The 11,942-nt window shown below is 59.2% G+C and carries 13 protein-coding genes; 8 read left to right on the forward strand and 5 right to left on the reverse strand.

The window, feature by feature from the left end; genetic code table 11:
* Positions 1-118: 118 nt before the first annotated feature.
* The gene (rplT, locus tag HY298_05055; protein ID MBI3849644.1) at positions 119-490 is read right to left on the reverse strand and encodes a 50S ribosomal protein L20; all 372 of its coding nucleotides are present in this window, start codon (positions 488-490) and stop codon (positions 119-121) included.
* Between the two features lie 42 nt (positions 491-532).
* Positions 533-742: a 50S ribosomal protein L35 gene (gene rpmI, locus HY298_05060; protein MBI3849645.1), complete on the reverse strand. Its 210-nt coding sequence runs from the start codon at positions 740-742 to the stop codon at positions 533-535.
* Positions 743-1,077: 335 nt separating this feature from the next.
* Between rpmI and HY298_05065 the strand changes: the two genes are divergently transcribed.
* On the forward strand, positions 1,078-2,853 hold the full coding sequence (locus HY298_05065) for a hypothetical protein (GenBank protein ID MBI3849646.1): 1,776 nt from the start codon (positions 1,078-1,080) through the stop codon (positions 2,851-2,853).
* A 207-nt stretch (positions 2,854-3,060) separates the two neighbouring features.
* Here HY298_05065 and HY298_05070 read toward each other — a convergent pair whose 3' ends face one another.
* The 3 genes from HY298_05070 to HY298_05080 all read right to left on the reverse strand — a co-directional run bounded on the left by HY298_05070 (position 3,061) and on the right by HY298_05080 (position 6,345).
* Entirely contained in the window at positions 3,061-4,158 is a 1,098-nt protein-coding gene (locus tag HY298_05070) for an MCE family protein (GenBank protein ID MBI3849647.1), read from the reverse strand.
* A gap of 206 nt (positions 4,159-4,364) precedes the next feature.
* The gene (locus tag HY298_05075; GenBank protein ID MBI3849648.1) at positions 4,365-5,165 is read right to left on the reverse strand and encodes an ATP-binding cassette domain-containing protein; all 801 of its coding nucleotides are present in this window, start codon (positions 5,163-5,165) and stop codon (positions 4,365-4,367) included.
* Positions 5,166-5,169: 4 nt separating this feature from the next.
* Positions 5,170-6,345, reverse strand: a complete 1,176-nt coding sequence (locus HY298_05080; protein MBI3849649.1) for an ABC transporter permease — start codon at positions 6,343-6,345, stop codon at positions 5,170-5,172.
* 145 nt (positions 6,346-6,490) lie between these two features.
* Here HY298_05080 and HY298_05085 point away from each other — a divergent pair, with 145 nt between their 5' ends.
* From HY298_05085 to lpxA, 7 genes are all read left to right on the forward strand, one after another.
* Complete coding sequence (locus tag HY298_05085) at positions 6,491-6,769, forward strand: hypothetical protein (protein ID MBI3849650.1); 279 nt, start codon at positions 6,491-6,493, stop codon at positions 6,767-6,769.
* A 7-nt stretch (positions 6,770-6,776) separates the two neighbouring features.
* Positions 6,777-7,022: a CRISPR-associated endonuclease Cas3'' gene (locus tag HY298_05090; GenBank protein ID MBI3849651.1), complete on the forward strand. Its 246-nt coding sequence runs from the start codon at positions 6,777-6,779 to the stop codon at positions 7,020-7,022.
* Positions 7,019-8,077 (forward strand): CRISPR-associated endonuclease Cas1, encoded by a 1,059-nt coding sequence (gene cas1 / locus HY298_05095; protein ID MBI3849652.1) that lies wholly within the window; start codon positions 7,019-7,021, stop codon positions 8,075-8,077. Before HY298_05090 ends, cas1 begins: the two co-directional genes overlap by 4 nt.
* 37 nt (positions 8,078-8,114) lie before the next feature.
* Positions 8,115-8,405: a CRISPR-associated endonuclease Cas2 gene (gene cas2, locus HY298_05100; protein MBI3849653.1), complete on the forward strand. Its 291-nt coding sequence runs from the start codon at positions 8,115-8,117 to the stop codon at positions 8,403-8,405.
* A gap of 351 nt (positions 8,406-8,756) precedes the next feature.
* The gene (locus tag HY298_05105) at positions 8,757-9,482 is read left to right on the forward strand and encodes a glycosyltransferase (GenBank protein MBI3849654.1); all 726 of its coding nucleotides are present in this window, start codon (positions 8,757-8,759) and stop codon (positions 9,480-9,482) included.
* A 296-nt stretch (positions 9,483-9,778) separates the two neighbouring features.
* Positions 9,779-11,137 (forward strand): bifunctional UDP-3-O-[3-hydroxymyristoyl] N-acetylglucosamine deacetylase/3-hydroxyacyl-ACP dehydratase, encoded by a 1,359-nt coding sequence (locus tag HY298_05110; GenBank protein ID MBI3849655.1) that lies wholly within the window; start codon positions 9,779-9,781, stop codon positions 11,135-11,137.
* A gap of 37 nt (positions 11,138-11,174) precedes the next feature.
* Positions 11,175-11,942: an acyl-ACP--UDP-N-acetylglucosamine O-acyltransferase gene (gene lpxA / locus HY298_05115; protein ID MBI3849656.1), complete on the forward strand. Its 768-nt coding sequence runs from the start codon at positions 11,175-11,177 to the stop codon at positions 11,940-11,942.

Consider the following 11,942-nt stretch of genomic DNA (forward strand, 5'->3'; position numbering starts at 1 on the left):
CAATGAACACCAAGAAAATTCCTGTCAGACACGGAGTGCTGCTGTGTTCGCGCTCTGTAACAAAACGGGCGACCGTTTTGGTCGCCCGTGAATCGCAGATTCGAGATTTGAAACGCACCTATGCCTTCACGCCTTTGGCCTTGAGCGCGTCCTGGGCAACCTTTATGAGTTCGCCGAACGCAGCGGCATCCGTCGCCGCGAGGTCAGCGAGAACTTTGCGGTCGAGCGCGACCTTTGCGGCTTTCAGTCCTTCTATGAACCGACTGTAGGTCAGACCGGCGGCGCGAGTGGCGGCGTTGATGCGAATCTGCCACAGATAACGGAATTCCCGTTTCTTGCGGCGACGGTCGCGATAGGCATATTGGCGTCCGTGGTCGAGCGCATCGGCGGCGTAGCGGTAAAGTTTCGAGCGGCGCATCCGAAAGCCTTTGGCGGCTTTAATCGTGCGGATGCGGCGTTTGCGGGAGGCGGTGGCGTTGGTGACTCGCATACTAAATGGTTGAGCGTTGAGAGTTGATGGTGGAGAGAAAAATCAGTGGCTGAACGGCAGATTTTGCGTGATCCGATAAGTGTCGGTGGGGTCAACCAGTTTCGCCGTGCCGAGACTGCGACGGCGCTTGGGGCTTTTGGTCTGCAGCAGATGTCGCTTGCCGGAGCGCATCCGCATCCCTTTGCCGGTGCCGGTGATTTTGAATCGTTTCGCCACGGACTTTTTCGTTTTGATACCTTTGGGACGTCGCATAATAGTAATCTCTCTCTCAAAAAGAGCGCGCACTATAGGTTGCGCTCAAGGTCGAATCAAGCGGTATTTTGAACTATTGCCGACGAAAACCCCCAACCTGCCACCGACGCCGCACCGCAGACTTCCAAGCTTGCTGTGTCGTGGCTTCCCTAAACCGCGGGCCGCACGAGTTTCGTCGCCCTGCCGACTTGGAAGTCGGCGATAGAGCCGTTTGGAAACCGGCACTTCAGGGAAGCCTTTCCCGCTTAGCCGTGTGTCGCCAGCCACGACGGGGACCAGATTTAGTTAACGCGCGGTTGAGGCTGCAACGGAATTGTGTGAGACTCGACGCGAACATGAAACTGCTTCCTCTTATTCTCCTATCCATTGCCTGGGGGACCGCCACGACCGTCGCCTTGGCCCAAACCGGCCTTGGCACCAACCAGCCCACCACCGCATGGCCGGCGACCGACGCGCTGGGACGCAAGCTGCCCATGCCCGATGAGGTTGGGCCGCCCAAAGCCGATCGCTTCGTTGGCATTTTCTATTTCCTTTGGCACAACGAAGTCGCGCGGAAAAGTCCGAACGTCCCTGGACCTTTCGACATTGCCAAAATCTTCGCGCAGGATCCTGAAGCGGCGAAGAAACTGGATTCACCACTCTGGGGCGGGATCGGCACAAGTCATTATTGGGGCGAACCGCTCTACGGTTACTACCGCAGCACCGATCCGTGGGTGCTGCGTCGGCATGCGCAACTGCTCGCGGACGCGGGCATCGACACGCTCATTTTCGACACGACAAATGCCGAGTCATATCCAAACGTTTACCGCGCCCTCTGCGAAGTCTTCCGCCACGTCCGCGAAACCGGCGGTCGGACACCGCAGATTGCTTTCATGGTCAACACGAGCGCCGGCGCAACCGCGCTGCGCATCTACAAGGATCTTTACCAGCCGGGACTTTACCCGGAGTTATGGTTTCGCTGGCAAGGCAAGCCGTTGATGATTTGCGACCCGGCGGACGCAAACGATGAGTTGCGGAAATTTTTCACGCTGCGGCGCGCTCACTGGCCGTTCACGCTGACCAATACGCCGCTCGCCTGGCACTGGGAATCGACCTACCCGCAGCCCTACGGTTATACGGACGATCCGGGAAAGCCCGAGCAGGTGAACGTCGCCGTCGCGCAGAATCTCCGGGCCAAAGACGGCAAGGTCACCAACATGAGCGCCGGCGATGCCCGCGGGCGCAGCTTCCATGACGGGAAGGAGGACACAACACCGGGCGCGGTGAATCACGGCTACAACTTTCAGGAGCAATGGAAGCGCGTCTTCGATCTGAAACCGCCGTTCACGATGGTCACCGGTTGGAACGAGTGGATCGCCGGACGTTTTGGCAAGCCGGGCGGCCCGCTGGTTTTTGTGGATCAGTTCGACGAGGAGTTCAGCCGCGACATCGAGCCGATGAAAGGCGGGCACGGCGATAATTATTACTGGCAACTGGTCGCCAACGTCCGCCGATTCAAAGGCGCGCCGCCGCTGCCGAAAGCTTCAGCGCCGAAGACGATTCGCGTCGCGGCCGGCTTCGATCAGTGGCGCGAGGTCGCGCCTGAATTTCTGGATCACGTCGGCGATACAACCCCGCGTGATTTCGACGGCGTCGCCGGTCTGCATTACACCAACCATTCCGGGCGCAACGATTTCGTCGCCGCCAAGGTCGCGCGCGATACCAGGAGTGTTTATTTCTACGTGCGCACGCGCGAAATCATCACGCCTTCCAACGGCACCAACTGGATGTGGCTGTTGATCGACGCGGACCAGAACCCGGCGACAGGCTGGGAAGGCTTCGACTTCATCGTGAACCGGACGGTGGACGCGGACGGAAAAACCAGGCTCGAAAAGAATGACGGCGGGTGGAATTGGAAGAAGGTCGGGCCGGTGAAATTCCGCGTGCAAGGGAACGAACTGCAACTGGCCGTCCCGCGCGCGGCACTCGGTTTGCAGAAAAACTCGGCCCGTCTGCATCTCGATTTCAAATGGACCGACAACCTCCAGCATCCCGGTGACATCATGGATTTCCTCGTCAGCGGTGATGTCGCGCCCGAAGGACGATTCAAGTATCGGTATGACGGTGAATGAGGCCGAGGGGGTGGACCGGCGGAGATAAAAAGAAGGACGTGGTCTCGAAGCCCACCGCCCGGTTTCGTTTTCCCATGAAGCAAGAGGATCCTTGACCCGATGCGCTGCGATCACCCGCGCCTGCCGTCAGCAGAGGCGACCGGGAAGCCGCACTCGGCATCCGGTTGGAAGGTAGGGACATTCTTAATCTTCAATGAACCAACACGCTCATGGCACCTTACCAGTCTTGGGTGCGATGGGACGCAGCGGCGGGCGGTTGGTGGAACTGCGGAAGGCCGAGCGCAACAGCCAATGACGTTTCAGCCCCTGCACCAGGTCGTCGGTGTGGACAATGGCGGTGGAGAGTTCGCTCAGGATATTCGTGTTGACCTGCACTTGCGCGTTCAGGTTGCTGGTCAGGTTGGCGAGGTTGATGAGCGATTTGTCCAGGTTCTCCGCGAGTGAAGTAAGGCTCGCGTCGGTGTTCGTCAACGTGGTGTTGGCGGAGGCGAGCGTTTGTTGAAGTTGCACTTGCAAGTTCGTCGGGATCAACCATTCACCGAGCGAACCATGTGGGTCGCTAATCTGCGCGGTGATGACGGCGAGGTTCGTCATCACCGGCCGAGTCTCGGAAACCAGATGATTCAAATTGGCGGTCAGTTCCGTGCTGTTGGTCAGCACGTCTTTGAGTTGATTGGTCAGGTTGAGGATGTTGGGCAGCGCGGCTTCAATTTTTTTCACCAGCGCATCGATCCGGTCGCTGAGCGCGGGCGATTCGTCGGCCTGCAGCCAGTAGCCTTTTGATTTTTTGCTGATGGGTCGGTACTGGCCGGGGATATCCCAGATGCCGGTGAGGATTTTTTTCTCCCACAGATTAAAAACTTTGCGGGTCTCTTCACGATAGGTTGGATGGCCGTCCAGGCCTTTGGTGACTTCAAGATAACGGTTGCCCAGCAAATCGGACGAGGCGATGCGCGTTTTGGAATCCACCCACAGATAACCGTAGTAGGGCGACTTGATGCGGAAGGCGATGAAGACGTTGAAGAGCGGATCGTCCGGCGGTTGCGCTTCGATCTCCGTGATTTCGCCGACGTCAAAACCCATCAGCTTGACCGGGTCGCCGACTTTCAGTCCCGCCGCTGACTGAACGAAGGTGTAATACGGTGCCTGGGTGAGAAACCAGCCTTTGCGTTTGGCGGTTTGATAAACGTAATAAACGAACCCGGTCACCAGGAGCAGCGCCGCCACGATGACGAACCAGCCCACCACGCGCTCCACCTTGCTGAGGCGGGTGCGCAATTGCGGGGTGAGATCTTGCAGCGCCATATCAACTGCGGAGGGCGGAGGGCGGAGGGTGGAATGTGGAGCGCGGACAGCCTTGTCCGCGTGAATCTGGACTGCGAAAAAAAAACTTGCGGACATGGCTGTCCGCGCTCCAATCGCGCGGTTCTTGAGTGCAGCCGAAGTCTGAGCGAACGAATCGGCCGGTCTCAGTCTTACCGTGGAGCGGTTTCAACATTGTTGAATTTGGTTTAATTCTTTTCTCCGTCGCCGACCAACTCCTGCCATTCGCGCTGCAACGGTCCCGTGCCCGCCGCGAGTTCGGCGCGAGCGCCCAACGGCACCCAGCGTCCTCTTTTCAACAGCGCAAACTGCCGGCCTTGATCGAACCACGGTTGCAGGTCTTCCGTCGTGACGACGAGGGTCACCGGTCTGCCATTCATAAACTCGTGACCGGCGGCGAGGCGAGCCAGAAAGTCGAGCCACCAGCGCGCCTGGCGCCGATCCAGACCGCCCAGCGGATTGTCGAAGAGCAGGAGATCCGGTTGCAAAGCCAGGGCGCGGGCGAGGGCGGCGCGTTGACGCATGGCGCGAGTGGTTTGACTGGGCAGCAAGCGGCCTTGCTCGTTCAAGTCCATCAAATCCAATATGGCTTTCAAGCGTTGCTGAATTTCGTCGTCGGAAAAATCACGATGGTAGCGCAGCGGCAGCGCGATGTTCTCCGCCACGGTCAGGTGATTGAACAGGCGTCCGCCATTCTCAAACACAAGGCCGATGCGCAAACGATCGGCCAACAATTCATCTTCATGCAACTCTGTCAGGTCGCGTCCGAAAAGCAGATGCCGGCCTGACCATGGCCGTTGCAAACCGGCTGCCGTCGCAAGCAAATCGCTCTTGCCCGAACCAGGCAATCCGCCCACCACCCAGTAGTCGCCAGCGGAGACTTGCCAGGTGATGCCCTCAACCGCGCGCCTTCCCGGTGTTTGCGCGAAAACCACGGCGGCGTCGATCATTTCAAGGATCATCGGTGAAGTTGGAGCTTTGGCAGTCACGGTTTCACACCAGCAGATAAACAATGATGAACAGCGCATCCAACAGAACGCAGGCGATGACGCATTGCGCCACCGCGCTGACCGTGGCATTGGAGACCTCCTCCAGGCGCAACGGCTGCGCCAGCCCGTGATAGCACGTCACGATGGCAATGATCACACCAAAGCTGAAGGTCTTCAGCGCGAGTAAAATGAAATCCCACCAGTTCAACGCCGACGCGAGCAAACGGCAATACTCAGCCGGCGACAGATTCGCGTCCTGGAGGAAGGCGAACACATAGCCGCTGAACAACGCGCCAATAATCAGATAAACCGTCAGCGAAAAAATCGCGAAGCCCATTCCGAGGACGCGCGGCACGACGAGGAAATGAATCGGATCAATGCCCAGCGCCTCCAGCGCCTCCACTTCACCCAACGCGCGCGTCGTGCCCAGTTCGATCACCGTGGCCGTTCCCATCCGCGCCATGACGAGCAGCGCGGCGACGATCGGCCCCAGTTCCCGCACCACCACCGTGACCATGATCGTGCCCAGCAATTGCTCCACGCCCACGCGCGCCAGCAGCAGCACGGTTTGCCCGACGATGACCAGCCCCAACGCCGCGGCCAGAAAGGCAACCATCGGTATCAGCCGCACACCCGCCCGGGTGATTTGAATGCGAATCAGCGGATGCACCACGCGCGCGGCCACGTTGAATTTCGTGAAGGTGACGACCAGCGTAATCAAAGCAAACGCGCCGAGACCTTGGATGGTTTCGATGAGCCGCAAAATCTTTCGCCCCACAAAAGCAAAATAAGCGCGGGGCAGTCGGGCAACGGAATGTTCCGGCGGCAGAGCAGCGACGCTGGCAGCGGCTTTTTGCACGGAACGAAAGTAAATTCTTCGCGGCGACCGGTCAAAGAGGTTTTGAGTGGGATGCGCCGCCAGCGCAACGTGACACCACCATCCCAATCGTCGAACGCACAAATTCCCCGCACCCGGCCTGCCGCCCACCCGCTCCCCATCCGATGGGGGGAGAATTCCCCGAAAGGAAATTTCGCGCATCAAACCCCAGAACCCGACGGGCGACGACGTAGCGCGGGCGTCTTCGCCTGCGAGTTGGCCAGGCGTCCCGCCGGGCGTTCGCGCTGGCAGCGGGACGCTGCTGCAACTCGCAGCCGGGACGGACTGCGCTACAGGGTTCATCGAGAGGGACGGGGTGAGGGGTAACTGCTTTTGCCGAACATCACAGGCAATTGATCTGAGACAATGGCGTTTGTAATCAACCTGTGAATAACTTTCTGAGGGGTTACCCGGTATTTGTCCAACCCCATCGGCTAGATTGGAACGCATGAAACTAAAACCTTGTCGTGATTTGGTGTGGATGATACGAACAAGCGATTCCACTTGGAATGGTTTTCGACTACCGGAGATGAACTACTACGCGCACACCGCCGCCGATAACCACCCTCGCCCATCGGATGGGAGAGGGGTTGGGGGTGAGGACTGGCAACCTCTGTCCGTTCACCTCTGCAGCGTCGCGGACTCGGCGAAGAAATTTGCTGGCCCGCTTGGCCTCGCCGCCGAAGCCGAACGAGTCGGATTGTTGCACGATTTATCCAAGATTTGATGTAGCCATGAACGCCACTCAACTCTTGGCCCACCCGGACCAATCGCTCGTTAAACATCTCTTGGGTGTGGCCCGCCGTGCAAAAGAGTTCGCCGCTCGCTTCCAAGGGGAGAATCACGCTGAGTTGGCGGGGCTGCTCCACGACTTGGGCAAGGCCGAGAAGGAGTTCCAAGACCGGATAGCGGGCAAAAAAGCTGATACCCCCTCATCACGCCGTCCGCCGCCCGTGGCATTCTGGAGGCCATCCTCATGAAGCCCATCGAAAAGCCCGAATCCGGCAATCGCCACAACAAGGTCGGCTTCCGCTGGGTCATCACCCGTTTGGGCATCATCAACAAGGGGACGATGTTCTCGATTCTTCGCAATGAACTCGGATACGGCGCGCATCAGAAACCGGAGAACGCCACCGGTTATGACATCAATGCCGACCGCATCCGCGCCCAACGCCACAGCCTCGTTCTCAAAGACGTGGAATACCTGCAAGCGCGGATGACGGGTGTCGCCGACACCAGCGTCACTCTCCGCCGCGCACAATTCCGGGCCGCCGATGATTCGGCCAAATGCGCCGGCATCGCGCGGCAGATCATCGCCGGCAAACTTCAAAACAGCCGCAACTCTCTCTTGCGCGCCGCTCGCGAAACTGAAATCTCCGATCACAAATCTCAGATCGCTGAGGCCACCGACGCTCTCGCCCGACAGATTCAAGAACTGGGCCGCTGGACGACGGAGCGACTTCGCGAACCTGGCGCGCTCGACGCTCTGCGCGGCGCGGAAGGCATGGGCGCGCAGACTTACTTCAGCGTCTTCACCCTATTGCTCAAACAACAGCGCGATGAATTCACGTTCACCACGCGCACGCGGCGTCCGCCCCGCGACCGTATCAATTGCCTTCTCTCATTCCTTTACGCACTGGTGCGGCACGATTGTATCGCCGGACTCACGAGCATCGGCCTTGATCCGTTCGTTGGTTTCCTGCACGCCGAACGCCCGAACCGTCCGGCGCTGGCGCTGGATTTGATGGAAGAATTTCGCCCTTGGCTGGCCGACCGGCTGGCGGTCACGCTCGTCAACCGGCAGCAAGTCGGGACGGAAGATTTCAAAATGCGTGAAGGCGGCGCGGTGGAGTTCACGGATGCCGGCCGCAAGCGCGTCATCAAAGCCTATCAGGAACGCAAGCAGGAGAAACTCACGCACCCGCTGCTCGATCAGGAGTTTCGTCTAGCGCAGATCCCTTTCGTGCAGGCGCGCGTTCTGGCCCGTCATCTGCGCGGCGACTTGACGGATTACATTCCGCTCGTTCCCAAGTGAACTTGACTCTCAACTTTCAACACTCAACTCTCAACTCGTGCTCATCCTGGTCACCTACGACGTTTCGACCGTGGAAGCCGCTGGCCGGCGTCGGCTGCGGCGCGTGGCGCAGGCTTGTGAGGACTACGGAACGCGCGTGCAGAAGTCGGTGTTCGAATGTCAGGTTGGCCAGAAGGAATGGGCGTCGTTGCGCGACCGGCTGCTCCGAGAGATCAACGCGGAGGAAGACTCACTCCGCTTTTACTTTCTCGACGAAAAAGCCGTTCAACGCACCGAACATCACGGCGTTGACAAGCCGGTGGATTTGACGGAGCCGCTGATTTTATGACGATGCTTCCGCGAACCATGAGTGACGGGCAAAGGGCCGGGGTTTCGCGGCGCGGCAGAACCGCAATGCTGACGGACACTTTCCCTTGTTCTTTGACAATTCAATGCTCGCAAGTGCGCGGAGAGTTGGCGGGTTGGCGAAAACCTGCTACAAAGCTCCTGCGGCTCGGTCAGTTGGGAGGGCCGCAGTCGCCGCGCTCACGTGAGCGCGGCGCGGATTGAAACGCAACAATCGAACGCCGACAAAGCGAAACAACAGGATTGCCCCGCTCACACGAGCGGGGCGAACATCGGATAATTGCGTAGATTTGGCAGTTGAAACGCCAATGCGGTTTGAACCAAAGTCTGCGGCGTGAAAATCTCTGTCATTGTCCCGGCTTACAACGAGGAGAAGCTCCTCGCCAAATCCGCCGGCTGTATCCAGACCGCGTTTGGCGCGTTTGATCGCCTGGCTTGGGAACATGAACTAATCGTGTGCGACAACAATTCGACGGACCGGACGGCCGAACTGGCGCGGTCGGCCGGAGCGACGGTGGTCTTTGAGCCGGTTAATCAAATCTCTCGCGCACGCAATCGCGGCGCCGCGGCGGCGACCGGCGACTGGCTGGTGTTCATCGACGCGGATTCGTATCCATCGGCGGAGCTGTTTGGCGAGGTGGCGGCGGCGATTCAAACCGGGCGCTGTGTGGCCGGCGGTTGTCTGGTGCGGCCCGACGGCTGGAATTTCCCCACGCAGTTGTTCGTGCAGGTCTGGAATGTGATCAGCCGTCTCACGCGCTGGGCGGCGGGCTCGTTCATTTTCTGCGAGGCGTCGGCGTTCCGACGCATCGGCGGTTTCAATCTCGACTTGTTCGTGACCGAGGAGATTGATCTGAGCAAACGACTGAAGCAATTGGCGCAGGAGACCGGAAAACAGATGGTCATTTTGCGCCGGCATCCGCTGATGACTTCGGACCGCAAACTGAAACTTTACTCGGCCCGCGAGGTTTTACGTTTTTCGGCGAACATGGTTTTTCGTCCGAAGCACACTTTGAAGGATCGCGCGGCCTGTCATCCTTGGTATGATGGCAGGCGCTGAATCCAGCGGAGTGGTGGAGAGGGCGGGTGTTGGAGTGCTGGAGTAATGGAGTGATGGGACTTGAATTGTTTAGCTCTCTGACCGGGTACGGAAACACCGTTTGGTGTCCCGGCTTTAGCCGGCCAGCACGACCTGCACACGCTAAAGCGTGGACACCAAACAGTGGAATCCGCCGGTCATCGCATTTCCGTATGCGTTCTCCGTGCGCGACCACTCCAACACTCCAGCGCTCCACCACTCCATTTGGTCCCATCTAGCCGCTTGCCAAGGGCGGCGGCGATTTGTTTAATGCCGGGGTGCTGCAACAACAAACGATTGGCAAGCCCGTCTCCTACTCCGGGATCGGCTTGCACAGCGGGAATCGGGTGGCGATGTCGTTCCTGCCGGGCGCGCCCAATTCGGGAATTCGTTTTCGAAGGGTTGATCTGGAGGGCAACCCGGAGATCGAAGCGCGCGTGGAGAACGTAAGCGAAACCACCCGCTCCACGACGCTTTCCAAAGGCAATATCAAGATCCACACGGTCGAACACGTGCTGGCGGCCTTGGCGGGTTGCGGCATCGACAATGCCGTCGTGGAACTGGACGCCAACGAGCCGCCGGTCGGCGATGGCAGCGCGCGCGAATATTGCCGGATGATCGAATCGGCGGGCCTCGTGCCGCAGGCGGACCGGCGCGAACCGTACACGGTGACGGCGCCCATCGAGTTGCAGATGGGAGAAACGGTGATGTCCATTTTCCCGAACGACACGTTCAAGATCACCTGCACGAGCGCGGACAAACAGGGACGGTTCACGCAGTTTTACAGTGTGGAACTGTCCCCAAAAACCTGGGAGCGCGAACTGGCCCACGCCCGCACGTTTTGCTTTTACGAGGAAATCGAGTTCCTGATCAAGAACGGCTTGATCAAAGGCGGCAGTCTCGAAAACGCCGTCGTCATCCGCGAGGACGCCGTGCTGACCAACGAGCCGCTGCGGTATCCCGAAGAATTTGTCCGCCACAAGATCCTCGACATCGTGGGCGATCTTTCGCTGCTGGGTCGTCCGCTGTGCGGTCATCTGATCGCGGTGAAGCCGAGTCACACCGCGAATTGTGAACTGACGCGGCAGATCAGCGCCCAGATGCGCAAGCCGCTCGTCGCCGCGCAGACGTTCGCGCCGCCGCCCGTCGCGCAAAGAAATTCAGCGACGACAGAGCTTTCGTCGATTGACAACCCGATCCAGGACGGCCGCATGCTTGACATCGCCCAAGTGTTGAAGATTCTGCCGCACCGTTACCCCTTCTTGATGATTGACAAGGTGACGAAGATCGAGGGCAACAAGATCACCGCGTTGAAAAACGTCAGCGTCAACGAGCCGTATTTTCAGGGGCACTTCCCCAATCACCCGATCATGCCCGGCGTTTTGCAACTGGAAGCGGTCGCGCAAGCGGCGGGCATTCTCATGCTCAAGCAGGCCGAAAATGCGGGCAAGCTCGCCTATTTCATGTCGGCAGAGAATGTGAAGTGGCGCAAACCGGTGCGGCCCGGCGAGACGCTCACCATCAGTGTCGAACTGACCAAATCGCGCGGCAAGATCGGCAAGGCCAAGGGCGTTTGCTACGTCGATGGCGACGAAGTGAGCGAAGCCGAGGTGACGTTCATGCTGATGGACGGCTGAGGTAATGTTGCTTTCGCGATCTGCGATTCATCTCTGTATGACCCATCCAACCGCCGCCATCCATCCGCAAGCGCAGATTGGCACCAGTTGCGAGATCGGGCCGTATTGCGTCATTGGGGAGACTGTTGAGCTTGGTGAGGGTTGCCGCTTGCATTCTCACGTGGTGATCGATGGTCACACGCGGTTGGGAAAAGGGAACGAAGTTTTTCCGTTCGCGAGCATCGGTCTGCAGACGCAGGATTTGAAATGGAAGGGCGGCATCACCAGAACGGAGATCGGCGACCACAACACCTTTCGTGAATACGTCACCATCAACAGCGCCACCGGCGACGGCGAAGCAACCACCGTTGGTTCGCACAACCACATCCTCGCGTACTCGCACATTGCGCACAACGTGACGCTCGGCAGTCACGTCATCATGTCGAACGTGGCCACGCTCGCGGGACATGTCACGGTGGAGGATTACGCCGTGGTCGGCGGCCTCGCAGCCATTCACCAGTTTTGTCGCATCGGGAAAATGGCCATCATCGGCGGCTGCTCCAAGGTCGTGCAGGACGTGCCGCCCTTCATGCTGGCCGACGGCAACCCAGCCGAGACGCGCACCATCAACAAAATCGGCCTGGAACGCAACGGAGTTTCGGAGGAAGCGCAGGCAGCCTTGCGTCAGGCCTACAAAATTTTGTTTCGGGAAGGCCTGACGATTCCCAACGCGCTGGCGCGGATTGAAGCCGAGTTGCCTCAATTGCCGGAAGTGCAGCACCTCGTCCAGTTTGTCCGGGCCAGCGGGCGCGGTATCAGCAAGTGA

The organism is Verrucomicrobiota bacterium, assembly GCA_016200005.1.
Classification (GTDB): Bacteria; Verrucomicrobiota; Verrucomicrobiia; order Limisphaerales; family PALSA-1396; genus PALSA-1396.

What these genes read in the sequence shown, in the direction of transcription:
- rplT (MBI3849644.1), bottom strand. Translation starts at nt 490, where the DNA reads ATGCGAGTCACCAACGCCACCGCCTCCCGCAAACGCCGCATCCGCACG.
- rpmI (MBI3849645.1), bottom strand. Translation starts at nt 742, where the DNA reads ATGCGACGTCCCAAAGGTATCAAAACGAAAAAGTCCGTGGCGAAACGA.
- HY298_05065 (MBI3849646.1), top strand. Translation starts at nt 1,078, where the DNA reads ATGAAACTGCTTCCTCTTATTCTCCTATCCATTGCCTGGGGGACCGCC.
- HY298_05070 (MBI3849647.1), bottom strand. Translation starts at nt 4,158, where the DNA reads ATGGCGCTGCAAGATCTCACCCCGCAATTGCGCACCCGCCTCAGCAAG.
- HY298_05080 (MBI3849649.1), bottom strand. Translation starts at nt 6,345, where the DNA reads ATGAACCCTGTAGCGCAGTCCGTCCCGGCTGCGAGTTGCAGCAGCGTC.
- HY298_05085 (MBI3849650.1), top strand. Translation starts at nt 6,491, where the DNA reads ATGAAACTAAAACCTTGTCGTGATTTGGTGTGGATGATACGAACAAGC.
- HY298_05090 (MBI3849651.1), top strand. Translation starts at nt 6,777, where the DNA reads ATGAACGCCACTCAACTCTTGGCCCACCCGGACCAATCGCTCGTTAAA.
- cas1 (MBI3849652.1), top strand. Translation starts at nt 7,019, where the DNA reads ATGAAGCCCATCGAAAAGCCCGAATCCGGCAATCGCCACAACAAGGTC.
- lpxA (MBI3849656.1), top strand. Translation starts at nt 11,175, where the DNA reads ATGACCCATCCAACCGCCGCCATCCATCCGCAAGCGCAGATTGGCACC.